Source organism: Clostridioides sp. LIBA-2809 (assembly GCF_056688965.1).
In genome coordinates this window covers 105,677-128,864 of record NZ_CP197004.1, presented here as the reverse complement: position 1 = coordinate 128,864, position 23,188 = coordinate 105,677, and the positions used below count along the sequence as shown (strand labels likewise).

General features: G+C 32.6%; 40 protein-coding genes. All 40 read right to left on the bottom strand.

Features of this window, described 5'->3' with window-relative positions; translation table 11 throughout:
* Nucleotides 1-129: 129 nt before the first annotated feature.
* The 40 genes from cwlD to tuf all read right to left on the bottom strand — a co-directional run bounded on the left by cwlD (nt 130) and on the right by tuf (nt 23,142).
* Complete coding sequence (gene cwlD / locus ACTG44_RS00855) at nt 130-795, bottom strand: N-acetylmuramoyl-L-alanine amidase CwlD (protein ID WP_479921116.1); 666 nt, start codon at nt 793-795, stop codon at nt 130-132.
* Nucleotides 796-1,375: 580 nt separating this feature from the next.
* Entirely contained in the window at nt 1,376-1,768 is a 393-nt protein-coding gene (gene rpsI / locus ACTG44_RS00850; RefSeq protein WP_003421105.1) for a 30S ribosomal protein S9, read from the bottom strand.
* 28 nt (nt 1,769-1,796) lie between these two features.
* Entirely contained in the window at nt 1,797-2,228 is a 432-nt protein-coding gene (gene rplM / locus ACTG44_RS00845; protein WP_021382526.1) for a 50S ribosomal protein L13, read from the bottom strand.
* Nucleotides 2,229-2,347: 119 nt separating this feature from the next.
* Nucleotides 2,348-3,079 (bottom strand): tRNA pseudouridine(38-40) synthase TruA, encoded by a 732-nt coding sequence (gene truA / locus ACTG44_RS00840; RefSeq protein WP_479921115.1) that lies wholly within the window; start codon nt 3,077-3,079, stop codon nt 2,348-2,350.
* A 29-nt stretch (nt 3,080-3,108) separates the two neighbouring features.
* Nucleotides 3,109-3,912: an energy-coupling factor transporter transmembrane component T family protein gene (locus tag ACTG44_RS00835; protein ID WP_021382509.1), complete on the bottom strand. Its 804-nt coding sequence runs from the start codon at nt 3,910-3,912 to the stop codon at nt 3,109-3,111.
* On the bottom strand, nt 3,906-4,772 hold the full coding sequence (locus tag ACTG44_RS00830) for an energy-coupling factor transporter ATPase (RefSeq protein WP_479919652.1): 867 nt from the start codon (nt 4,770-4,772) through the stop codon (nt 3,906-3,908). Before ACTG44_RS00830 ends, ACTG44_RS00835 begins: the two co-directional genes overlap by 7 nt.
* A complete protein-coding gene (locus ACTG44_RS00825) occupies nt 4,760-5,593 on the bottom strand; it encodes an energy-coupling factor transporter ATPase (protein WP_021382523.1) in 834 nt (277 codons plus the stop codon). The genes ACTG44_RS00830 and ACTG44_RS00825 overlap by 13 nt, the downstream gene beginning before the upstream one ends.
* Before the next feature lie 119 nt (nt 5,594-5,712).
* Nucleotides 5,713-6,054, bottom strand: a complete 342-nt coding sequence (rplQ, locus tag ACTG44_RS00820) for a 50S ribosomal protein L17 (protein WP_003421117.1) — start codon at nt 6,052-6,054, stop codon at nt 5,713-5,715.
* 20 nt (nt 6,055-6,074) lie between these two features.
* Nucleotides 6,075-7,022: a DNA-directed RNA polymerase subunit alpha gene (locus tag ACTG44_RS00815; protein WP_003427733.1), complete on the bottom strand. Its 948-nt coding sequence runs from the start codon at nt 7,020-7,022 to the stop codon at nt 6,075-6,077.
* 77 nt (nt 7,023-7,099) lie between these two features.
* Nucleotides 7,100-7,723, bottom strand: a complete 624-nt coding sequence (gene rpsD, locus ACTG44_RS00810) for a 30S ribosomal protein S4 (protein WP_021382518.1) — start codon at nt 7,721-7,723, stop codon at nt 7,100-7,102.
* Between the two features lie 32 nt (nt 7,724-7,755).
* Nucleotides 7,756-8,154, bottom strand: coding sequence for a 30S ribosomal protein S11 (rpsK, locus tag ACTG44_RS00805; RefSeq protein WP_003421122.1), 399 nt, complete (start codon nt 8,152-8,154; stop codon nt 7,756-7,758).
* A 35-nt stretch (nt 8,155-8,189) separates the two neighbouring features.
* Nucleotides 8,190-8,561 (bottom strand): 30S ribosomal protein S13, encoded by a 372-nt coding sequence (gene rpsM / locus ACTG44_RS00800; protein ID WP_021382517.1) that lies wholly within the window; start codon nt 8,559-8,561, stop codon nt 8,190-8,192.
* 152 nt (nt 8,562-8,713) lie between these two features.
* Nucleotides 8,714-8,827, bottom strand: a complete 114-nt coding sequence (gene rpmJ / locus ACTG44_RS00795; protein WP_002509257.1) for a 50S ribosomal protein L36 — start codon at nt 8,825-8,827, stop codon at nt 8,714-8,716.
* A 35-nt stretch (nt 8,828-8,862) separates the two neighbouring features.
* Nucleotides 8,863-9,081, bottom strand: coding sequence for a translation initiation factor IF-1 (infA, locus tag ACTG44_RS00790; protein WP_003421127.1), 219 nt, complete (start codon nt 9,079-9,081; stop codon nt 8,863-8,865).
* A 37-nt stretch (nt 9,082-9,118) separates the two neighbouring features.
* Nucleotides 9,119-9,388 carry a KOW domain-containing RNA-binding protein gene (locus tag ACTG44_RS00785; RefSeq protein WP_021382520.1) on the bottom strand — a complete coding sequence of 90 codons (270 nt, stop codon included), beginning with the start codon at nt 9,386-9,388 and terminating at the stop codon, nt 9,119-9,121.
* 21 nt (nt 9,389-9,409) lie between these two features.
* Entirely contained in the window at nt 9,410-10,156 is a 747-nt protein-coding gene (gene map / locus ACTG44_RS00780; RefSeq protein WP_021382516.1) for a type I methionyl aminopeptidase, read from the bottom strand.
* Nucleotides 10,157-10,807, bottom strand: coding sequence for an adenylate kinase (locus tag ACTG44_RS00775; RefSeq protein WP_021382510.1), 651 nt, complete (start codon nt 10,805-10,807; stop codon nt 10,157-10,159).
* A 16-nt stretch (nt 10,808-10,823) separates the two neighbouring features.
* Nucleotides 10,824-12,092 (bottom strand): preprotein translocase subunit SecY, encoded by a 1,269-nt coding sequence (secY, locus tag ACTG44_RS00770; RefSeq protein WP_021382521.1) that lies wholly within the window; start codon nt 12,090-12,092, stop codon nt 10,824-10,826.
* A 43-nt stretch (nt 12,093-12,135) separates the two neighbouring features.
* Nucleotides 12,136-12,579 (bottom strand): 50S ribosomal protein L15, encoded by a 444-nt coding sequence (rplO, locus tag ACTG44_RS00765; protein ID WP_003421135.1) that lies wholly within the window; start codon nt 12,577-12,579, stop codon nt 12,136-12,138.
* Between the two features lie 32 nt (nt 12,580-12,611).
* The gene (rpmD, locus tag ACTG44_RS00760) at nt 12,612-12,797 is read right to left on the bottom strand and encodes a 50S ribosomal protein L30 (RefSeq protein ID WP_003421137.1); all 186 of its coding nucleotides are present in this window, start codon (nt 12,795-12,797) and stop codon (nt 12,612-12,614) included.
* A gap of 14 nt (nt 12,798-12,811) precedes the next feature.
* Nucleotides 12,812-13,321 carry a 30S ribosomal protein S5 gene (gene rpsE, locus ACTG44_RS00755; RefSeq protein WP_003421138.1) on the bottom strand — a complete coding sequence of 170 codons (510 nt, stop codon included), beginning with the start codon at nt 13,319-13,321 and terminating at the stop codon, nt 12,812-12,814.
* A 20-nt stretch (nt 13,322-13,341) separates the two neighbouring features.
* Nucleotides 13,342-13,710: a 50S ribosomal protein L18 gene (rplR, locus tag ACTG44_RS00750; RefSeq protein ID WP_021382519.1), complete on the bottom strand. Its 369-nt coding sequence runs from the start codon at nt 13,708-13,710 to the stop codon at nt 13,342-13,344.
* A 35-nt stretch (nt 13,711-13,745) separates the two neighbouring features.
* Complete coding sequence (gene rplF / locus ACTG44_RS00745) at nt 13,746-14,288, bottom strand: 50S ribosomal protein L6 (RefSeq protein ID WP_003435668.1); 543 nt, start codon at nt 14,286-14,288, stop codon at nt 13,746-13,748.
* A 30-nt stretch (nt 14,289-14,318) separates the two neighbouring features.
* Nucleotides 14,319-14,717, bottom strand: coding sequence for a 30S ribosomal protein S8 (rpsH, locus tag ACTG44_RS00740; RefSeq protein ID WP_021382525.1), 399 nt, complete (start codon nt 14,715-14,717; stop codon nt 14,319-14,321).
* A gap of 32 nt (nt 14,718-14,749) precedes the next feature.
* On the bottom strand, nt 14,750-14,935 hold the full coding sequence (locus tag ACTG44_RS00735; protein ID WP_003421149.1) for a type Z 30S ribosomal protein S14: 186 nt from the start codon (nt 14,933-14,935) through the stop codon (nt 14,750-14,752).
* 17 nt (nt 14,936-14,952) lie between these two features.
* Nucleotides 14,953-15,495: a 50S ribosomal protein L5 gene (rplE, locus tag ACTG44_RS00730; protein ID WP_021382514.1), complete on the bottom strand. Its 543-nt coding sequence runs from the start codon at nt 15,493-15,495 to the stop codon at nt 14,953-14,955.
* Between the two features lie 29 nt (nt 15,496-15,524).
* Nucleotides 15,525-15,830, bottom strand: coding sequence for a 50S ribosomal protein L24 (rplX, locus tag ACTG44_RS00725; RefSeq protein WP_021382513.1), 306 nt, complete (start codon nt 15,828-15,830; stop codon nt 15,525-15,527).
* Nucleotides 15,831-15,853: 23 nt separating this feature from the next.
* Complete coding sequence (gene rplN / locus ACTG44_RS00720; RefSeq protein WP_021382511.1) at nt 15,854-16,222, bottom strand: 50S ribosomal protein L14; 369 nt, start codon at nt 16,220-16,222, stop codon at nt 15,854-15,856.
* Between the two features lie 25 nt (nt 16,223-16,247).
* The gene (rpsQ, locus tag ACTG44_RS00715) at nt 16,248-16,502 is read right to left on the bottom strand and encodes a 30S ribosomal protein S17 (RefSeq protein WP_003421156.1); all 255 of its coding nucleotides are present in this window, start codon (nt 16,500-16,502) and stop codon (nt 16,248-16,250) included.
* Between the two features lie 23 nt (nt 16,503-16,525).
* A complete protein-coding gene (gene rpmC, locus ACTG44_RS00710) occupies nt 16,526-16,729 on the bottom strand; it encodes a 50S ribosomal protein L29 (protein WP_003421158.1) in 204 nt (67 codons plus the stop codon).
* A 1-nt stretch (nt 16,730) separates the two neighbouring features.
* Complete coding sequence (gene rplP / locus ACTG44_RS00705) at nt 16,731-17,162, bottom strand: 50S ribosomal protein L16 (RefSeq protein ID WP_003421160.1); 432 nt, start codon at nt 17,160-17,162, stop codon at nt 16,731-16,733.
* A 35-nt stretch (nt 17,163-17,197) separates the two neighbouring features.
* Complete coding sequence (gene rpsC, locus ACTG44_RS00700; protein ID WP_054268681.1) at nt 17,198-18,037, bottom strand: 30S ribosomal protein S3; 840 nt, start codon at nt 18,035-18,037, stop codon at nt 17,198-17,200.
* Between the two features lie 22 nt (nt 18,038-18,059).
* Nucleotides 18,060-18,395: a 50S ribosomal protein L22 gene (gene rplV / locus ACTG44_RS00695; protein WP_009887891.1), complete on the bottom strand. Its 336-nt coding sequence runs from the start codon at nt 18,393-18,395 to the stop codon at nt 18,060-18,062.
* A gap of 31 nt (nt 18,396-18,426) precedes the next feature.
* Nucleotides 18,427-18,708 (bottom strand): 30S ribosomal protein S19, encoded by a 282-nt coding sequence (gene rpsS / locus ACTG44_RS00690; RefSeq protein ID WP_021386634.1) that lies wholly within the window; start codon nt 18,706-18,708, stop codon nt 18,427-18,429.
* A gap of 34 nt (nt 18,709-18,742) precedes the next feature.
* The gene (rplB, locus tag ACTG44_RS00685) at nt 18,743-19,573 is read right to left on the bottom strand and encodes a 50S ribosomal protein L2 (protein WP_003421168.1); all 831 of its coding nucleotides are present in this window, start codon (nt 19,571-19,573) and stop codon (nt 18,743-18,745) included.
* 29 nt (nt 19,574-19,602) lie between these two features.
* Nucleotides 19,603-19,893: a 50S ribosomal protein L23 gene (gene rplW / locus ACTG44_RS00680; RefSeq protein WP_003435681.1), complete on the bottom strand. Its 291-nt coding sequence runs from the start codon at nt 19,891-19,893 to the stop codon at nt 19,603-19,605.
* The gene (rplD, locus tag ACTG44_RS00675; RefSeq protein WP_021386633.1) at nt 19,893-20,516 is read right to left on the bottom strand and encodes a 50S ribosomal protein L4; all 624 of its coding nucleotides are present in this window, start codon (nt 20,514-20,516) and stop codon (nt 19,893-19,895) included. The genes rplW and rplD overlap by 1 nt, the downstream gene beginning before the upstream one ends.
* Before the next feature lie 29 nt (nt 20,517-20,545).
* A complete protein-coding gene (gene rplC / locus ACTG44_RS00670) occupies nt 20,546-21,175 on the bottom strand; it encodes a 50S ribosomal protein L3 (RefSeq protein ID WP_021386632.1) in 630 nt (209 codons plus the stop codon).
* A 91-nt stretch (nt 21,176-21,266) separates the two neighbouring features.
* Entirely contained in the window at nt 21,267-21,578 is a 312-nt protein-coding gene (gene rpsJ / locus ACTG44_RS00665; protein WP_003421175.1) for a 30S ribosomal protein S10, read from the bottom strand.
* Between the two features lie 370 nt (nt 21,579-21,948).
* On the bottom strand, nt 21,949-23,142 hold the full coding sequence (gene tuf, locus ACTG44_RS00660; RefSeq protein WP_169469762.1) for an elongation factor Tu: 1,194 nt from the start codon (nt 23,140-23,142) through the stop codon (nt 21,949-21,951).
* Between the last annotated feature and the right edge of the window lie 46 nt (nt 23,143-23,188).

Sequence of the window (23,188 nt, the reverse complement as noted above, 5' to 3'; positions counted from 1 at the left end):
TCCAAGTCAACGCTTTTTTAACTTTTATTTTAAATATTTTTTTGACAAGACAAAAATAGCCTATATTAATGCATTTTAACCGCTTTAATACAAGCTATTTACATATTCAGACCCATTTTTATAATACTTTTAACTTAGATATTTTTGTATTCCTATGTATATTGCCCATGCTATCTTCTCTTGATATGTTTCATCAGTCAAAAGTTTACATTCTTTTTCATTTGATAAAAAACCGCACTCTATTAATACTGATGGAATGTTATTTTCTTTTAAAAGATATATATCGTCTCTAGGTTTGACCTCTCTATTGTTTGTCTTATCTACTACTCTTTTAAGTTCCTCTTGAATACACTTTGATAATTCTTTACTATCTTGTTTGTCTTTAGGATAAAAAGTTTGAGCTCCATAGTATTTTGATTGTTCAAAGGCATTGAGATGTATAGAAACAAACATATTAGCATTAGAATTAGATATTATTTCTTTCCTATTTTTCAAATTCTCATTATACTTTTGTCTTGTCGTTTTGTTATTTTCCTCTTTGTAAAGACTACTATCATCTTCTCTAGTCAATATTACAAGACCTCCACTTGATTCTATAAGCTCTCTAAGCTTAAGTGTTATGGCTAAGTTAATATCCTTTTCAGATGTACTCTTATCCTTATTTAACGCCCCTGGGTCAATCCCTCCATGGCCAGCATCTAAAATTATTGTTTTATTTGTTACTGGCATATACTTAATAACATCTTCGGATATATTTTTCACTTCAAATATTGACACTATCACTAGACACACCATAACAAAACTGAAAATTATATGTTTTATGTACTTTCTCACAACATCACCCTGTATATGTATACTTACAAAAACACTATAATATTCCAGATATTAGTACAAACATTTAAATTTTACTTTTCTAATTATCAATTTCCATTTATTGTATTAACTTATTAGTATTGGCATATATAATTTACAATATCATATATTACTAACCCCTTTAATTTAACACTCTTATCTACTATTAGATAATAATTGATTTGGTAAAAGACTATATAAGTTACAATAACATAATCTATGAATTATACTAATTAATATATATTCATAGATTATGCTGTTAAAGAATACAAAAATTTTAATTACAAATTTATAAAATTCTATACTACTTTCATTAACAATACCATTATATAAATAAATTTAATACTTTATCGTTATATTAAATAAATAAAAAAGGATGCTTTCCCTACAGAAAAACATCCTAATAAAACATCTTATTATTTCATTGTATATAAATCTTAATTTAAACCCAACATTTTTAACATACCAATACTTTTCAAATAAAAATATATAAGGTATTTTGCTTTTCCAAAAAAATAAGTAATTATCTTTTTGAGAATTGTGGAGCTCTTCTTGCTGCTTTTAATCCGTATTTCTTTCTTTCCTTCATTCTTGCATCTCTAGTTAAGAAACCTTCTTTCTTTAAAGCAGGTCTTAAATCTAAATCAGCTTTTAATAAAGCTCTAGATATACCATGTCTTATAGCTCCAGCTTGTCCAGTGAATCCTCCACCTTCAACTTTTACTATAACATCATATTTATTTTCATTTCCAGTTAAAACTAATGGTTGTTTAACATCTCTTATTAATGTTTCATAGTTAAAATAATTTTCTAATGCTCTTCCATTTACTAATATATTTCCTTCACCTGCAACTAGTCTTACTCTAGCAACAGAACTTTTTCTTCTTCCAGTTCCATAATATTGAACGTTAGCCATTATAAACTCCTCCTTTCACCTATTAATCTTACTTAAAGTTTAAAACTTCTGGATTTTGAGCTGCATGAGTGTGTTCAGCACCTGCGAATACTCTTAATCTAGTCATCATTCTGCTTCTTAATTTGTTCTTAGGTAACATACCACTTACAGCATGTGCTATAACTTCTTCTGGTTTCTTATCCATCATATCTCTGTAAGATATTTCTTTTAATCCACCTACATAACCAGTATGGTATCTGTAATATTTTTGATCTAATTTCTTACCACTTAAAACTATCTTTCCTGCATTTACTACAACAACAAAATCTCCACCATCAACGTGAGGAGTAAATGTTGGTTTATGTTTACCTCTCAATACTGTCGCTATTTCTGTTGCTAAACGACCTAGTGTTTTACCTTCAGCGTCAACTAAGTACCATTTTCTTTGTACATCAGCTGGCTTAGCTATATAACTTTTCATAACTGTCCCTCCTTAACTATTTCTCATAAAATTTTTTTACCGTTTATGTCAAGTCCGGGGCAAGTGGACTTATTAACACATTCTCATATATTTTAATACATGTAGCCTGGTGTGTCAAGTTAATAATGAACTTTTTTAAGAAATAATCCTTGTGCTGGAGCTGTATGTCCACATTTTGACCTAGTTTTAGATTCTATTATCTCTAAAAATGACTCATTAATTCTACCACGTCCTATATCAATAAGTGTTCCAACAATAATTCTTACCATATTATATAAAAATCCATTACCACTAATTTCTACAACAATCAAGTCGTCTTTTTTATTGATATCAATATCATATATAGTTCTAATTGTATCTTTTACAGATGAACCAGAACTCATAAAACCTTTAAAATCATGTGTTCCTAAAATACTTTTTGACTCTAAACACATTTTGTCAAAATCAAGTTCATATTTTACTTGATACGATATATCACTAAGTATCGGATTTCTAAACTTGCTATTATATATTAGATATTTATATGTTTTACCTTTTGCACTATACCTTGAATGGAAATCTTCGTTAACTTCACATGCTTTTATAATTGATATATCCTTTGGTAGTTTAGCATTTAAAGCCATTGGTATACTTTCTACATTTATGTCTGAATTAATTTTAAAATTTGCAATTTGACCAATAGCATGAACTCCTGAATCAGTTCTACCTGACCCTACAAGTTTGACTTCTTCTCTTGTTATATCATATATAGCCTTTTCTATTGTACCCTGTATTCCTAAAGAATCAGGTTGTTTTTGCCATCCACAATAATTACTGCCATTATATTGGATTGTAACTTTTATATTTCTCATACTTTACCTCGTTTATATCTATGTTTCTATTAAATTGCTATAAATCTAGTAGCTATAATAACTCCTAAATAAACAACTTGGAATACACATGCTATATAGTCTCCCTTTGCTATGACAGACTCTCTCATTTTAGTTCTATTGTGTCCACCTCTATAACACCTAGCTTCCATAGCCATAGCTAATTCATCAGCTCTTCTAAATGCACTCACAAATAATGGCACCAAAAGAGGCACTAAGTTCTTAGCTCTATTTATAAGGTTTTTACTTTCAAAATCTGCTCCTCTAGACATTTGGGCTTTCATTATTTTATCTGTTTCATCCAACAATGTAGGAATAAAACGTAAAGCAATTGTCATCATCATTGCAAGCTCATGTACTGGTAAACCAATTTTTTTAAATGGGTTAAGCAATCTTTCTATACCATCTGTTAATTCTATTGGGGAAGTAGTTAGAGTAAGTAAAGATGTCCCAACCACTAAAAATATAAGTCTTATTGCCATAAAAATTGCTTGTCTTAGACCTTGTTTTGTTATTGCCAAAAATCCAAATGACCATATTTCATCACCTGGCAAGAAAAAAATATTTATAAGAAATGTAAACAAAATAATCCATTTAAGAGGCTTTACACCCTTAATAATATACTTGACTGGTATATTAGCTAACTTTATCATACCTAATAAACATAATAAAACTACTATATAAGGCCAAAATTTATTTACTACAAATATAGACACCATAAATACAATTGTTGCTACAAGTTTTATCCTTGGATCTAATTTATGAATAGCAGAACTCGTTGGGTAGTATTGCCCTATAGTTATATCTTTTAACATAATCCTCGTCCTCTCACAACTTTTAATATTTCTTGTTTTGCTTCTTCTAAAGTCAATATATCTTCTCTGATGTCAAAACCTTTTTGTCTCAATTTCAATGCAAGCTCTAAAACTTGTGGAATATCTAATCCTATCTCTTTCAATTTACCAGCATTTGATTTAAATACTTCTCTAGGAGTTCCCATAAATTCTATTCTACCATGATTCATAACAATTAAAGTTTTTGCTAACTTTGCCATATCATCCATACTATGTGATGACAGTATTATAGTCATATTGTTTTTTTCATGTAAATCCTTTATTAAATTAAAAATTTCATCTCTTCCACCAGGGTCAAGACCAGCAGTAGGCTCATCCAGTATAAGAACTTCCGGATTCATAGCTATAACTCCAGCAATTGCTACTCTACGCTTTTGACCTCCAGATAATTCAAAAGGAGATTTATCTTTAAACTCCTCATAATCAAGTCCTACAGCTTCCATTGATGCTTTTACCCTGTTATGTATCTCAGACTCCTCTAAGCCCAAATTAGCAGGTCCAAAAGCTATATCTTTATCAATCGTTTCTTCAAACAATTGGTATTCTGGATATTGAAATACAACACCTACTCTTTTTCTAATCTCAGTTAGGTTCAAGTTTTTATCTGTTATATTAAAATCATTTATAAATATTTCTCCTGATGAAGGCTTTAATAGTCCATTTAAATGTTGTATTAGTGTAGATTTTCCTGAGCCTGTATGACCTATAAGACCAACAAAATCTCTATCTTTAATCTCAAAAGAAACATCATCAAGTGCCTTACTTGCAAAAGGCATGCCTTCGTTATATATATGTGTTAAATTCTTTACTATAATTGACATAATTCCATCACCATCTCATCCACAGTTAATATATCACTACCAATATTCATACCCTCTTCTATTAATAAACTAGATAACTCTGTCATACAAGGTACATCTAAACCGATTTCCTTTAGCATTTTTATTTCACTAAATACTTCTCTAGGAGTTCCCTCTAAGATTTTTTTCCCTTTTTCCATAACTACAACCCTATCTGCCTCTACTGCTTCTTCCATAAAGTGTGTTATATGTATAACAGTTATATTTTCTTCTTTGTTAAGTCTTTTTATTGTTTTCATAACTTCTTTTCTTCCAGATGGGTCTAACATTGCAGTTGCTTCATCAAATATTATACATTTAGGTCTCATAGCAATAATTCCTGCTATTGCAACTCTTTGTTTTTGACCACCTGATAACAAGTGAGGCTGTCTGCCTCTTAAATCATACATACCTACACTCTTTAAAGACTCCTCTACAATACGTCTTATTTCTTTAGGCTCTATACCTAAGTTTTCAGGTCCAAACGCAACATCTTCTTCCACTATTGTAGCCACTATTTGATTATCTGGGTTTTGAAATACCATACCTGCAGTTTGTCTTATATCCCATAATCTTTCTTCCTCTTTGGTGTCCATTCCATCAATAAGAATATTTCCCTCAGTAGGCATAAGAATTGCATTTAAGTTTTTAGATAAAGTAGACTTACCAGAACCATTATGTCCTATTATCGCAACAAATTCTCCTTTTTTAACATCTAGGCTTAAATTATCTATTGCTTTAAGTTTTGCTTCATCTGTAATATACTCAAACGAAATATTATTTACCTTTACTATATTATCCATTAATTCATACTCCTTTTAGTAAGCAATAACTTATAAAAATCATTTTACACATTATTATATCACACCTGAGTCAAAAAAATAAAAAAAAGATTAAGCCATCAAGCCTAATCCTTTCCTTACTATACTAATTCTATAAAAGCCATTTCAGCAGCATCGCCTTTTCTTGGCCCTATTTTTATTATTCTAGTGTATCCACCATTTCTCTCAGCATATTTTGGAGCTAAATCTGTGAATAAGTTATTAACTACTGTTTCATCCATAACATAAGCTAAAACTTGTCTTCTAGCATGAAGATCCCCTCTTTTAGCAAGAGTTATCATCTTTTCAGCCATTCTACGAGTTTCTTTCGCTCTAGTCACTGTAGTTTCTATTCTTCCACTTCTTAGTAAGCAAGTTACTAAGTTTCTTAACATAAGGTTTCTGTGAGCTGTTTCACGTCCTAATTTACGGTACTTAGCCATTCTTATCCCTCCTTTGCTCGCTATTCTTCACTTGGTTTTAATCCTAGTCCAAGTTCCTCTAGTTTTTGTATTACCTCTTCTAATGACTTCTTACCTAGGTTTCTAACCTTCATCATATCGTCCTCAGACTTATTAGCTAATTCTTCAACTGTGTTAATTCCCGCTCTCTTTAAACAGTTATATGATCTAACTGATAAATCTAATTCTTCTATAGTCATCTCAAGAACTTTTTCTTTTTGATCTTCTTCTTTTTCTACCATGATTTCAACACTACTTACATGTTCAGTTAAGTCTATAAATAGATTTAAATGCTCAACTAATACCTTTGCAGCTAATGATATACCCTCTTGAGGATTTATACTACCATTAGTCCAAACTTCTAGTACTAATTTATCATAATCTGTTTTTTGACCAACTCTTGTGTTTTCAACATGATAACTAACTTTCTCAACAGGAGTATATATTGAATCCACAGGTAAAACACCTATTGGAACATTCTCTGTTTTATTTTCTTCAGCAGAAACATATCCTCTACCTTTATCTACAAATATCTCCATATTAAGTTTAGCATTATCATCTAATGTAGCTATTGCTAAATCTTTGCTTAATATTTCAACATCTGGAGGGCAGATTATATCTGCACCTGTGATAGAGCATGGTCCTTGAGCCTCTATTTTAAGTGTTCTACTTCCTTCACCATCTATAGTTGCTGAAAGCTCTTTTAAAGTTAATATTATCTCTGTAACATCTTCTTTAACACCAGGTATTGTAGAGAATTCATGAAGAACTCCATCTATTTTTATAGCATTTACTGCTACACCTGGTAATGATGATAATAATATTCTTCTTAGTGCGTTACCTATAGTTATTCCATATCCTCTTTCTAGAGGTTCTATAACAAACTTACCATATCTATAGTCTTCGCTAAGCTCAACTATATCTACTTTTGGCTTTTCTATTTCTATCATGGACAAAACCCTCCTTAAAATTCAGTAATCCACTGAGGGTAAACAAAATTTTAAAATAATTTTTAAAAGTGTGCTTATTATTTAGAGTAAAGTTCTATGATTAAGTGTTCAGCTATCTCAAGATCTATATCTTCTCTTGTTGGAACACCAACTACTTTTGCTGTCATTCCTTCTACATTAGCTTCTAACCATTTAGGAGCTATTCTTGAGTTAACTTCTACTAAATTTTTGAATTTTGCAGAAGATCTTGATTTCTCTTTAACTTCTATAACATCTCCAACTTTAACTACTAATGAAGGAATGTCTACTTTATTTCCATTTAAAGTGAAATGACCATGAGCTACTAATTGTCTAGCTTCTTTTCTAGAAGATGCTAGTCCCATTCTGTAAACTACATTATCTAATCTTCTCTCTAATAAACTTAATAAGTTTTCCCCTGCTTTACCAGGCATATTTTCAGCACGTTCATATAAGTTTCTAAATTGAGTCTCTAAAACTCCATATATTCTTTTAACTTTTTGTTTTTCTCTTAATTGTAATCCATAGTTAGAAACTTTCTTTCTTCCTTGGCCATGTTGACCTGGAGCATAGTTTCTTTTTACTATAGCACATTTATCTGTATAACATCTATCACCTTTAAGGAATAATTTCATTCCCTCTCTACGGCATTGTCTACATGATGCACCTGTATATCTTGCCATTTATCTACACCTCCTATTTGTACTCTTATTAATTACACTCTTCTTCTCTTTGGTGGTCTGCATCCGTTATGTGGGATTGGAGTAACATCTTTTATCATAGTTACTTCTAGTCCAGTTGCTTGTAAAGCTCTTATTGCAGCTTCTCTTCCTGAACCTGGCCCCTTTACGAATACCTCAACACTTTTTAATCCGTGTTCCATCGCAGCTTTTGCAGCTGTTTCAGCAGCCATTTGAGATGCAAATGGAGTTGATTTTCTTGATCCTTTGAATCCTAATTGTCCAGAACTTGCCCAAGATATAGCATTTCCGTGAACGTCAGTTAAAGTTATTATTGTATTATTGAAAGTTGATTGTATATGAGCATGACCACGTTCTATATTTTTACGTTCTCTTCTTCTAATACGTGTAACTTTCTTTTTTGGTTTAGCCATTTTCCTTTTCCCTCCTTCATCTAAGTATTATTTATTTATTTTTTCTTTTTACGAGATACTGTTTTTCTAGGACCTTTTCTAGTTCTAGCATTAGTCTTAGTTCTTTGTCCTCTTAATGGAAGACCTTTAGCGTGTCTTATTCCTCTATAACATTTTATATCTCTTAATCTCTTTATGTTTAAAGCAATTTCTCTTCTTAAGTCACCTTCAACTAAGAAATCGTCATCTATAACTTTTCTTAAATCATTAACTTGATCTTCTGATAAATCTTTTATTCTAGTATCTGGATTTATCTCAGCCTTAGCTAATATTTCGTTAGCAGTCGCTTTACCTATACCATATATATAAGTTAAGCCTATCTCCGCTCTTTTTTCTCTAGGTAAATCTACCCCAGCTATTCTTGCCATGATCGCACCTCCTACACATAGTTTTTAGTGTTTAAAACTTCGTATCATATACCAATCCTACGCCAGATTGTTCAACGATTTTAACGTTCTTTTGTTAACATCACAATATAGTATTATACTATAAAATTTAACAAAATACTAGTAATAATTTCTTATCCTTGCTTTTGCTTATGCTTAGGATTTTCACAGATAACCATTACTTTTCCTTTTCTTTTTATTACTTTACATTTTTCACATATTGGTTTTACTGATGGTCTAACCTTCATTATTAATCCCTCCTTAGACTAAATATTAATATAGTCTACTTCTTACGCCAAGTAATTCTTCCTCTTGTCAGGTCATATGGAGAAAGTTCAACATTCACCTTGTCACCTTCAAGAATTCTTATGAAGTTCATTCTTAGCTTTCCAGAAATGTGGCATAATATCTCATGTCCATTTTCTAGTTTAACTTTGAACATAGCATTAGGTAAAGCTTCTGAAACTGTACCTTCTAATTCTATAACATCTTTTTTGGCCATTAACTAACCAGCCCTCCATTTCAATAAGTTAAATCATCTAATTTAACTTAGTAAGTTCAGCTCTTAAAAAAGAATCTGTAATTTCTTGTCCAGATACTACTCTTTTTCTAACTTCATCATTAATAAAATTATATTTTTTTAAGTGCTTCACTTTCTTTAACTTAGGTTTGTCAAGTTTTCTTTTCTTTCCATCAGCTATTAATACATATTCATTATTAACTATTTTGACTACGAAAAATAAATTTCCTTTGTCGCGTCCTAATGAAACTTTAACAACTTGACCTATACTTAAATTATCTGATAGCACTTTTTTCACCTACTTTTTAAATTACAACTTTGTCAATATCAAAGGTTCATGTTCAGTAATTGCTATCGTATGCTCATAATGAGCTGATTTTTTTCCATCTATTGTAACAGTCGTCCACCCATCTGATAGAGTCTTTACATGATAACGACCTGCATTAACCATTGGCTCTATAGCAATAACCATTCCTTCTCTAAGTCTTGGTCCTTTTCCTGGGAGTCCATAATTAGGTACTTGTGGATCCTCATGAAGATTTGCTCCAACTCCATGCCCCACCAAATCTCTAACTACTGAGAAACCATGTTTCTCAACGTGTGTTTGTACTGCGTGTGAGATATCTGAAAGTCTATATCCTAATTTAGCAAATTTTATTCCTTCATAGAAGCTTTCTCTAGTTACTTCTATCAATTTCCTATCTTCTTCAGATATCATGCCTACTCCGTGAGTTTTCGCAGAATCACCATGATATCCTTTATAATAGGCTCCTATATCTAAGCTTATAATGTCCCCTTCTTTTAATATGGTTTCTCCTGGAATCCCATGTACTACTTCTCTATTGATAGAAGCACATATACTTCCTGGAAAACCTCCATATCCTTTAAAAGAAGGTTCTGCATTATATTTTCTTATATTCTCTTCAGCTATTTTATCTAATTCTAAAGTAGATATTCCCGGAGAAATAGCTTTTCTTAAAACTTCATGAGTATCAGCAACAATTTTGCCTGCTTCTCTTAAAAGTTCTATTTCTTTTTTTGATTTCAAGATAATCATTTATTTTCCACTTCCTAAAGCTGAGACAATATCTTCAAATACTTTATCTATTGCTTGGTCACCTTTTATATCTGCTATTATACCTTGTTTGCCATAATAGTCTACTAAAGGTTTCGTTTCATCTAGATAAACTTGTATTCTCTTAGATACAGTTTCTTCATTATCATCAGCTCTTTGATATAATTCTCCTTGGCATACATCACATACACCTTCTACTTTAGGAGGATTAAACTCAACATGGTAAGTAGCTCCACAAGACTTACATATTCTTCTACCAACTGCTCTAGATACTAGTATGCTCTTGTCAACTTCAATATTAACAACTTTATCTAGTTCTATACCAGTATCTTTTAAGAATATATCTAAGTGTTCTCCTTGTGCTACATTTCTTGGAAATCCATCTAACATAAATCCATTTTTACAGTCTTCTTGAGATATTCTATCAGTAACTAAACCTACAGTTAACTCATCTGGTACTAATAAACCTTGGTCCATGTATTCTTTAGCTTTCTTTCCAAGTTCTGTTCCCTCTTTTATATTCTTTCTGAATATATCTCCTGTTGATATATGAGGTATATTGTATTTTTCTACTATTCCTGCCGCCTGAGTACCTTTACCAGCACCTGGAGGTCCAAGTAATATTATTCTCATATTATCCATCTCCATTTTATTTTAAGAAACCTTGATAGCTTCTCATAACTAAGTTTGACTCTAACTGTCTCTTAAGTTCCAAAGCAACCCCAACAACGATTAACAATGAAGTCCCAGCTAGACTCATATTTACTTTCATATAATGTGTTGTAAGAGCTGGCACCATAGCAATTATTGCTAAGAAAGTAGCTCCAGCTAAAGTTAATCTAGTTAAAATTCTATTTAAATAATCCATAGTAGGTTCACCTGGTCTTATACCTGGAATGAATCCACCATTATTTTTCATATTTTTAGATATGTCTTCTGTATTGAATGATACAGTTGTATAAAAATATGAGAAGAAAATTATAAGTAGAATCTCAATTGATCTATATGTCCAGAATCCTTGTTCTGTTGCCATACTTAAGTATTTTTGAACAAAAGCTTGAGCATTTGACCCCATAAACATAGCTATTGTTTGAGGAAAAGCTAAAAGTGAACTAGCAAAAATTATAGGCATAACTCCTGATTGGTTAACTTTCATTGGTATATGAGAACTTTGTCCTCCATACATTTTTCTTCCAACAACTCTTTTAGCATACTGTACAGGTATCTTTCTAGTTGCTTCTTGTATAAATGTAACTCCTGTAACTGTAAGTAATATAACTACAATTAGAATTACTATAACCCAAGGTGCAACGTCACCAGATTTAACTTGTTGTACGATTTTAATAACATCTGTAGGTATTCTTGATATTATACCTGCAAATATTATTACTGAACTACCATTACCAATTCCTTTTTCAGTAATTTTGTCCCCAATCCACATTACTAACATACTTGCTGAAACTAATGTTATTACAACAGTTGATATAAAAAACACACTATTTGATATTAAAGCACTTCTTACAATTCCTAATGTAATTCCCAAAGCTTGTACAACTGCTAGAGCTAGTGCTGTATATTTAGTGTACTTATTAATTTTTTTCTTTCCTTCTTCACCAGATTTTTGAAGTTCTGCTAGACTTTCAAAACCTACTGTTAGAAGTTGTATTATGATTGATGCAGTGATATATGGGCTTATACCTAAAGCAAATAGTGAAAAGTTACTAAATGCTCCACCAGTAAACATATTATACAGAGAAAGTAGACTATTGCCGCCTACCATCTTTTGTATAATACTAGTGTCTATGCCTGGAACCGGTATAGTAGTACCTATTCTGAATATCACGATCATCATAAGTGTATACATTACTTTTTTTCTTACTGCTTTAATCTTCCAAGCTTGTTTTAATTTTGACAGCACGCTAATTCACCCCGCCTGTACTGGCTAGGAGATTAGCAGGTTATTATACTAACTCTGCTTTTCCACCAGCTTTTTCTATTTTTTCTTGAGCTGAAGCTGTAAATTTAGCAGCTTTAACAGTTAAAGCTTTCTCTAAATTACCTTCACCTAAGATTTTGATTCCGTCTTTACCTATTTTGCTTATAGTTTTAGTAGATTTTAATAATTCTGCAGTTATTTCTGTTCCATTTTCAAATCTATTTAAAACTTCAACATTAACTTCTGTGTAAACTTTCTTAAATATGTTATTGAAACCTCTCTTAGGAAGTCTTCTAGCTAGTGGCATTTGTCCACCTTCAAATCCTACTCTTACTCCACCACCAGAACGAGACCATTGACCTTTTTGTCCACGTCCTGCAGTTTTACCTTGTCCAGTTGCAGTACCTCTACCTAATCTTCTCTTAGCTCTTACTGCACCTTCAGCAGGTTTTAACTCATGTAACTTCATGGATTGCACCTCCTTGCACTACTTTATAAAAATTATTCAGCTATTTCAGTTACTTCTAATAAGTGACTTACTTTATTTATCATACCTCTTGTTTGGGCATTGTCTTCTTTTACAACAACTTGCTCTCTTTTTCTTAATCCTAACGCTTCAACATTCTTTTTTTGGTTAGGAGTAGTTCCTATAACACTTCTAACTAACTTTATTTGTAATTTAGCCATTTTACACTACCTCCTTACCCTAGAAGTTCTTCAACTTTTTTACCTCTAAGTTTAGCTATATCTTCAACTGTTTTTAGAGAATTAAGTCCTTCTATTGTAGCATTTACCATATTTCTTGGATTGTTAGATCCTAAAGATTTAGCTCTAACGTCTTTTAGTCCAGCTAACTCAAGTACGGCTCTAGCAGGTCCCCCAGCTATTACTCCTGTACCTTCTACAGCAGGCATTATTAATATATTTCCAGCACCAAAGTGTCCGCGTACTTCGTGAGGAATTGTAGTCCCAACTATTGGCACTACTATTAGATTTTTCTTAGCATCTTCAACTGCTTTTTTTATAGCGTCTGGTACTTCCATTGCTTTCCCAGCACCTATACCAACGTGTCCGTTTTCATCTCCAACAACTACTAACGCTGCAAATCTGAAGTTTCTACCACCTTTTACAACCTTAGTAACACGTCTTACTTCAACAACTTTTTCTTGTAAGTCAAGTTGTCCTGCATCTATCGGCTTACGACGTAGCATGTATTTTTCCCTCCTTCGTATTAGAACTTAAGACCAGCTTCTCTAGCACCTTCAGCTAATTCTTGAATTCTTCCATGATATAAGTATCCACCTCTGTCAAATACAACTTCAGTGATTCCTTTTTCAACAGCTTTTTTAGCAACTAATTCTCCAACTTTCTTAGCTGCTTCCTTGTTTCCTGTATGATTGACAGCACTCTTAACTTCTGCGTCTAAAGAAGATGCAGCAACTAGAGTTACTCTTTGTGTGTCATCTATTATTTGAGCATATATATTGTTAGCACTTCTAAATACACATAATCTTGGTCTTTGAGAAGTACCGCTTATTTTTCTACGAACTCTCTTATGTCTTTGAAGTCTATTAGCATTTTTATCAGCCTTTTTTAACACCTAGCTCACTCCTTTCTAGCGTTTAAGTTTTGGTATTATTTTTTACCAGTTTTTCCTTCTTTACGTCTGATTACTTCATCAACGTATTTTATACCTTTACCTTTGTATGGCTCTGGTTTTCTCCAAGCTCTTATCTTAGCAGCATAATTTCCTACTAATTGCTTGTCTATACCTTTTACTATTAACTCTGTTTGGTTTGGAGCTTCAACAGTTATTCCTTCTGGATCTTCCATTTCAACTGGATGAGAGAAACCTAAGTTCATAACTAATTTCTTTCCTTGTTTTTGAGCTCTATATCCAACACCTTTTAATTCTAATTTCTTTTCGAAACCAGTATTTACACCTACAACCATATTATCTAATAAAGTTCTAGTTAATCCGTGTAAAGATCTATGTTTTTTATTATCAGTTGGTCTTTCAACCATTATTGTATTTTCTTCTTTTTTTATGTTTAACTCAGCACTTAATTGTTTAGTTAAAGTTCCTTTTGGACCTTTTACTGTAACTAAATTTCCTTCAGCTATAGTAACTTCAACACCTGCTGGTATTATTATTGGCTTAACACCTATTCTTGACATGGTCGCACCTCCTTACATTGTTCATATTAATTACCAAACGTAGCAGATTACTTCTCCACCAACATTTTCTTTTCTAGCTTGCTTGTCAGTTAATATTCCTTTTGAAGTAGATATAACTGATATTCCTAATCCGTTTAATACTTTTGGTATCTCGTGATTAGCAGCGTAAACTCTCATACCAGGCTTAGATATTTTCTTAAGACCTGTTATAACTCTTTCGCCTTCTTGTCCGTACTTTAATTGTATTCTTATGATACCTTGTTTTCCGTCTTCTATAACATCATAACCTCTTATGAAACCTTCTTCTAATAAGATTCTAGCTAACTCTTTCTTAATATTAGAAGCTGGAACATCTACAGTTTCATGCTTAACAACATTAGCATTTCTTATACGAGTAAGCATATCTGCAATTGGATCTGTCATTGTCATTTTGTTGCCCTCCTTCCATTCTAATCAAGCTTCTACCAGCTTGCTTTTCTAACACCAGGTATTTGACCTTTATAAGCTAATTCTCTAAAGCATATACGGCATATACCAAATTTTTTCAAAACTGAATGCGGTCTTCCGCATATAGTACATCTAGTGTATTCTCTAGTAGCGTACTTTTGCTTTCTTTGTTGTTTAACAACCATCGCTTTTCTAGCCACGGGAATCCCTCCTTTGCTTACTTAGAAAATGGCATTCCTAATAATTTTAATAATTCACGAGCTTCTTCGTCAGTTTTCGCTGTAGTAACAAATATTATATCCATTCCTCTTACTTTATCTATTTTATCATATTCTATTTCAGGGAATATTAATTGTTCTTTAACTCCTAAAGCATAGTTTCCTCTACCATCAAAAGCGTTAGGGTTAACTCCTCTAAAGTCTCTAACTCTTGGTAAAGAAACAGAAACTAGTTTGTCCATAAAGTAGAACATTTTGTCAGCTCTTAATGTAACTTTTGTTCCTATTGGCATTCCTTCTCTTAATTTGAAGTTAGCAACAGATTTTCTAGCTTTAGTTATAACAGGCTTTTGTCCTGATATTATTTCTAATTCTTCAACGCCTTTTTCTAATCCTTTTGGATTTTCTCTAGCGTCACCTATACCCATGTTAATAACTATTTTATCTAACTTAGGTATCTCCATTACGTTTTTGTATCCAAATTTCTCCATTAAAGCAGGAGCAACTTCTTTCATGTATTTTTCTTGTAATCTAGAAGCCATTTAAGGTCCCTCCTTTCAAGCAATATTTATTATAATTCTTTTCCGCTCTTTGCTGATACTCTTACTTTGTTCCCATCTTTTACTTCATATCTTACTCTAACGCCTTTTCCTGTTTCAGGATCAAATGGCATTACATTAGATATGTGTATTGGGGCTTCTTTATTTATTATTCCACCTTGTTGGTTCATAGCACTTGGTTTTTGATGTTTAGTTATTACATTTACACCTTCAACTAACACTTTGCTAGCTTTAGGATATACCTTTAAAACTGAACCTTTTTTACCTTTATCTTTACCTGCTATAACTACAACAGTGTCACCTTTTTTAACACGCATCATGTCCTATTGCACCTCCTTAATTATAGTACTTCTGGAGCAAGAGAAACTATTTTCATGAATTCATTGTCTCTTAACTCTCTAGCAACAGGCCCGAATATACGAGTCCCTACTGGAGTTTTATCGTCTTTTATTATAACAGCTGCATTCTCATCAAAAGAAATATAACTTCCATCATTACGTCTCATGCCTTGTTTAGTTCTCACTATAACAGCTTTAACAACTTTACCTTTTTTTACAACTCCACCAGGTGTTGCACTTTTAACAGTAGCAACTATAACGTCACCTATGTTACCATATCTTCTTTTACTTCCGCCTAGAACACGTATACATAAAATTTCTTTAGCTCCTGAGTTATCAGCAACTCTTAGACGTGATTCTTGTTGTATCATATCGTAATCCCTCCTTCTTCAAAAACTATTTCACTTTCTCAACAACTTCAACTAGTCTAAATCTCTTGTCTTTTGATAAAGGTCTAGTTTCCATTATTTTAACTCTATCTCCGATGTTACATATATTCTTTTCATCATGAGCCTTGAATTTCTTAGTTCTCTTAACACGTTTATTATATAGTGGATGACGTACAAACTCTTCAACAGCTACTACTATTGTTTTATCCATCTTATCACTAACAACACGGCCTATTCTAACTTTTCTTCTTCCTCTTTCCATGTTTAAAAAGCCTCCTTTCCAAATTAAGCTCTAGTTTCGTATAACTTTCTTTCAGCAAGAACAGTTTTAACTTTTGCTATATCCTTCTTAACAAACTTTATTCTAGCTGTATTTTCTAATTGACCAGTAGCTAATTGGAATCTTAAGCTAAATAATTCACTTTTGAAGTCGTTTAATTTGTTCATTAGCTCTTCGCTTGTTAAATCTCTTAATTCTTTAGCTTTCATCCTATTCACCACCCTTTACTTCTAAATCTTCTTTTTTCACAAATTTACATTTGATTGGTAATTTATGTGCAGCAAGTCTCATAGCTTCTCTTGCCTTATCTTCAGAAACACCCGCTAATTCAAACATAACTCTTCCTGGCTTAACTACAGCTACCCAATATTCTGGAGAACCTTTCCCTGCACCCATACGAGTTTCTGCTGGTTTTCTTGTTACTGGTTTATGAGGGAATATTTTTATCCAAACCTTTCCCCCTCTTTTTATATATCTAGTCATCGCGATTCTGGCAGCTTCTATTTGATTAGAAGTTATCCAAGAAGCTTCTAAAGCTACTAATCCAAACTCACCATAAGTAACTTTGTTACCTTTATGAGCTTGCCCAGCCATACTTCCTCTATGAACTCTACGACGCTTTACTCTTTTTGGCATTAACATGAGTATTTTTCCTCCTTCCTTGAACCTAACTATTATTAATTTCCTTTGTTTTCAGTTCTTTGAGGTCTTGATCCACCTTGAGGTCTTTGTCCTCTGTAGTTTCCTCTGTTATCATTTCCTCTATTATCATTTCCTCTATAGTTTCTATTGTCATTTCCTCTTCTATCGTTTCTTCTGTTATCTCTCTTATTGTCTCTTCTATCGCTCTTTCTGCTTTCTTCTCTTGGATTTACACCGTCTCTAGTTGGTAAAACTTCACCATTACATATCCAAACTTTTATACCGATTTTTCCATAAGTAGTATCAGCTTCAGCGAAACCATAATCTATATCTGCTCTTAAAGTTTGTAGTGGCACATTTCCTTCACTATAACCTTCAGTTCTAGCCATCTCAGCTCCACCTAATCTTCCTGAAGCAGAAACTTTTATTCCTTTAGCACCAGATTTCATTGCTCTTTGTATAGCTTGTTTCATTGCTCTTCTGAAAGCAACTCTTCTCTCTATAGCTAAAGCTATATTTTCAGCTACTAATTGAGCATTTTTATCTGTACTTCTTACTTCTACTATATTAACTATTATAGTTTTCTTTGTCATTTTTTCTAATTCAACTTTTAATGCTTCGATTCCTGCACCAGCTCTTCCTATAACTACTCCTGGCTTAGCAACGTGTAAGTCCATTTTTATTTTGTTAGCTGATCTTTCTATTTCTATCTTAGCAACTCCAGCTGAGTATAATCTTTTCTTTAAGAATTTACGTATATTATGGTCTTCTAATAATAAGTTTCCGAACTCTTTTTTATCAGTAGCGAACCATCTTGAGTCCCAATCTTTTATAACACCGACTCTTAAGCCGTGTGGATTAACCTTTTGACCCATTACTTTCCCTCCTATCTATTAATTATTTTTTCTCTTTAACAACAACCTCTATATGAGAAGTTCTTTTTCTTATTGTAGTTGCACGACCCATAGCTCTAGGCATGAATCTCTTCATTGTTGGTCCTTGATTAGCAACTATTGATGCTATATATAATTTTTCAGTATCCATTTCGTGATTGTTTTCTGCGTTAGCTTTAGCTGATTTTACAACCTTAGCTATTATTGAAGCTGCTCCTCTTGGAGTAAACTTTAATATTGCTAATGCTTCATCAACATTCTTTCCTCTAACAAGGTCACATATTTGGCCTGCTTTTCTTGGTGATACACGTACGTATTTAGCAGTAGCTTTTGCTTCCATTGTTATTCCTCCTTTCTTAGTCATAATTTAATTATTTTCTCTTATTAGATTTTTCGTCATCCTTATGTCCTTTGAAAGTTCTAGTAGGAACGAACTCACCTAATTTATGTCCAACCATATCTTCTGTTATATATACTGGAACATGTTTTCTTCCATCATGAACAGCTATAGTGTTTTCTACCATTTGTGGAAATACAGTTGAAGATCTTGACCAAGTTTTTATAACTTCTTTACTTCCACTAGCATTCATAGCTTCTATCTTCTTTAAAAGTCTTGCATGGACAAAAGGCCCTTTTTTAGTTGATCTTGACATTTATATTCCTCCTTTCCGAGCAAAAATAAATTTACTACTTAGTTCTTCTTGATACTATTAATTTATTTGAAGCTTTATTTTTCTTTCTAGTTTTGTATCCAAGAGCTGGTTTACCCCATGGAGTAACAGGAGATGGTCTACCTATTGGAGATCTACCTTCCCCTCCACCGTGTGGATGGTCATTAGGGTTCATTACAGAACCTCTTACAGTAGGTCTTATTCCCATATGTCTTTTTCTTCCTGCTTTACCGATAACTACGTTACCGTGCTCTATATTTCCAACTTGTCCTATAGTAGCTTTACAGTTTATGCTTACTAATCTCATCTCACCTGATGGTAATCTTAATAAAGCATTTTTTCCTTCTTTAGCCATTAATTGTGCAGAAACTCCAGCAGATCTAACTAATTGAGCTCCTTTTCCTGGCTTTAATTCTATATTATGAATGATAGTACCAACTGGCATATCTTTTAATGCTAAACAGTTTCCTGGTTTTATATCAGCACCTAATCCTGACAATATAGTATCTCCAACGTTAATTCCAACTGGAGCTAATATATATCTTTTTTCTCCATCAGCATAGTTTAATAATGCGATATTTGCAGTTCTGTTTGGATCATATTCTATAGTAGCAACCTTAGCAGGTATACCATCTTTATCTCTTTTAAAATCTATTATTCTATATTTTCTTTTTTGTCCTCCACCTCTATGACGAACAGTTATTCTACCATGTACGTTTCTACCAGCATTTTTCTTTAAGTTAACTAAAAGAGATTTTTCTGGTTGGTTACATGTTATTTCATCAGAAACTAAAACTGTCATTTGTCTTAAGGCAGGAGAAGTTGGTCTAAACTTTTTTATAGCCATCTGTTTTCCCTCCTTCGTTTGTTATAATACTACATTCCTTGGAAGAATTCTATTTCTTTACTATCAGCAGTTAACTTAACTACTGCTTTCTTAAAGCTTGATGTTCTTCCTTGAGTTCTACCCATTCTTTTAACTTTTCCATCGTAGTTTAAAGTATTTACTTTATCAACACTAACTCCGAATACTTTTTCTACTGCTTTTTTTATTTCAGTTTTGTTCGCATCTTTAGCCACAACAAAAGTGTATTTTTTTTCACCCATTTCAGCCATACTGTGCTCAGTTACAACTGGTCTTATTATTACATCATGTGGATTAGTCATTATGCGTACACCTCCTCCACTTTTTTAACAGCATCTGTAGTTATTATGAATGAATCATATTTTAATATGTCATATACATTCATAGTATTAACTAATGCAGTTTGAACACCTTCTATATTTCTAGCTGATTTTATTATGTTATCATTTTTGTCAGCTATAACTACTAAAGCTTTTTTAGCAGCATTTATATTATTTAATATTTGAGCGAATTCTTTAGTTTTAGGAGCATCCATGTTTAATGCATCTAATACTATAACTTCACTATTTTGTATTTTTGAAGATAAAGCACTCTTCATAGCTAATCTTCTTACCTTCTTAGGTAATGTATATCTGTAGCTTCTTGGCTTAGGTGCAAAAGCAACTCCTCCACCTACCCATTGTACAGATCTTGTAGAACCTTGTCTTGCTCTACCTGTTCCTTTTTGTTTCCAAGGTTTTCTTCCGCCACCTCTAACTTCTGCTCTAGTTTTAGCAGATTGAGTTCCTTGTCTCTTATTTGCTAATTGATTTTTTACAACTTCGTATAAAACATGTCCATTAACTTCTACGCCAAATATAGAATCTGATAATTCTATTTCTCCAACGTTTTGTCCACTAACATTTAGTACATTTAATTTTGGCATTGTTATTCCTCCTTTCTCTAGGTTAGTCATTATTTAGAAACCTTTACAGCTTCTTTTATAGTTACTACTGAACCTTTAGCTCCTGGTATAGCTCCCTTAACTAATATAAGGTTCTTATCAGCATCTACTTTAACAACCTCTAAGTTTTGAACTGTTACCTTTACGCTTCCCATGTGTCCAGCTAATTTTTTGTTTTTAAATACTCTACCAGGGTAAGAACAAGCTCCCATTGAACCTGGTCTTCTGTGGTATCTAGAACCGTGAGTTTCAGGACCTCTACTTTGTCCATGTCTTTTTATTGGACCTTGGAATCCCTTACCTTTACTTATTCCAGTAACATCTATTTTTGCACCTGCTTCAAATACATCAGCTTTTATTTCTTGTCCTACTGTGTATCCTTCTACAGAATCTACTCTAAATTCTTTTAAATGTTTCTTTAAAACATTAGCAGCAGCTAAATGTCCTTTTTTAGGTTTGTTTAAAGCTTTTTCTTTAGCATCTTCGAAACCTATTTGTATAGCATTGTATCCATCTTTATCAACTGTTTTTATTTGAGTAACGACCATAGGTCCTGCTTCAACAGCTGTTACAGGTATAACTACACCTTTATCAGTGAATATTTGAGTCATACCAACTTTTTTTCCTAATATTCCTTTCATATTAGCACCTCCTATAATTCTTACAGCGGATTACATCTTTTAGAGTAATCATTCTAAGATAATCATCTATAGGATAATATCTTAGGGGTTCTTATAATTTTATTTCTATATCTACACCTGCTGGTAAGTCTAATCTCATTAATGAGTCAACTGTTTTAGGTGTTGGATTAGCTATGTCGATTAGTCTTTTATGAGTTCTTATTTCAAATTGTTCTCTAGAGTCTTTGTACTTATGTACAGCTCTTAATATAGTTACAACTTGTTTTTCTGTTGGTAGAGGCACAGGTCCTGAAACTTGTGATCCAGCCTTTTTAGCAGTTTCAACTATTTTCCCTGCTGAAAAATCTAATAATTTGTGATCATATGATTTTAATCTTATTCTTATTTTTTCATTCTTAGCCATTTTGTTTTCCCTCCTTTATCACGTGTTTAATTTTCAAGTTGCGTACAACCAATACCGATACACTGCTCCGGGTGTGTTGTAACTTTCAAATCGATATTAGTTCGTATTTCACTAGGATTTAATTCTTATTTTCTTAATCTCTCAAGCACACTATTATATTTTATATCATCTGTTACATTTTTTCAAGTTTTTTTTATATTTTTTTCAATTTTATTTTCTATTACAACAGCATAACCTCAGACTTGATTGTTAATCTGTCTCAAGGCACTAGTTTAGTATATATGCTTTAGTGCTACTTGTCAACAAAAAACAAAAAAGAGAGGTGTTACCCCCTCTTTTTCTATATTAAATCCATTAGTTTAGTAAAAGATTACTCTACTATTGTAGCAACAACTCCTGAAGCTACTGTTCTTCCACCTTCTCTTATTGAGAATCTTAATCCCTCTTCTACAACTATTGAGTTTATTAAGTCTACTTCCATCGTTACGTTATCTCCAGGCATTACCATTTCTATTCCATCTGGTAATTTACAAGCTCCTGTTACGTCTGTTGTTCTGAAATAGAATTGTGGTCTATATCCATCAAAGAATGGTGTATGTCTTCCACCCTCTTCTTTTTTAAGTACATATACTTCTGCTGTAAACTTTGTGTGTGCCTTTACTGATCCAGTTTTTGCTAGTACTTGTCCTCTTTCTATCTCGTTTCTTTGTACACCTCTTAATAATGCTCCTATATTATCACCTGCTTGTGCTTGGTCTAATAATTTTCTGAACATCTCTACTCCTGTTACTACTACTTTTCTTGGTGCTTCTGTTAATCCTACTAATTCTACTTCGTCTTGTACTTTTAGTACTCCTCTTTCTACTCTTCCTGTTGCAACTGTTCCTCTTCCTGTGATTGAGAATACGTCCTCTACTGGCATTAAGAATGGCTTGTCTGTATCTCTCTCTGGTGCTGGAATATACTCATCTATTTGCTCGAATAATTCTACTATCTTATTTCCCCACTCGCTCTTTGGATCTTCTAATGCCATTAATGCTGATCCTCTTACTATTGGAGTATCATCTCCTGGGAAATCATATTCTGTTAATAAATCTCTTACTTCCATTTCTACTAATTCTAATAACTCTTCATCATCTACCATGTCACATTTGTTTAAGAATACTACTATATATGGTACACCAACTTGTCTTGATAATAGTATATGCTCTCTTGTTTGTGGCATTGGTCCATCTGTTGCTGAACAAACTAATATTGCTCCGTCCATTTGTGCTGCTCCTGTTATCATGTTCTTAACGTAGTCAGCATGTCCTGGGCAGTCAACGTGTGCGTAGTGTCTGTTTGGAGTCTCATACTCAACGTGTGCTGTTGATATTGTGATTCCTCTTTCTCTTTCTTCTGGAGCTTTATCTATGTTTGCGAAATCTACTGCTTCTCCTAATTGGTATCTGTCATATAATGTTTTTGTTATTGCTGCTGTTAATGTAGTTTTACCGTGGTCAACGTGTCCTATTGTACCTATATTAACATGAGGTTTTGTTCTTTCGTATTTAGCTTTAGCCATTTTGAATTTCCTCCCTTTATCTTGTGCGATATGAGATATATCTCAT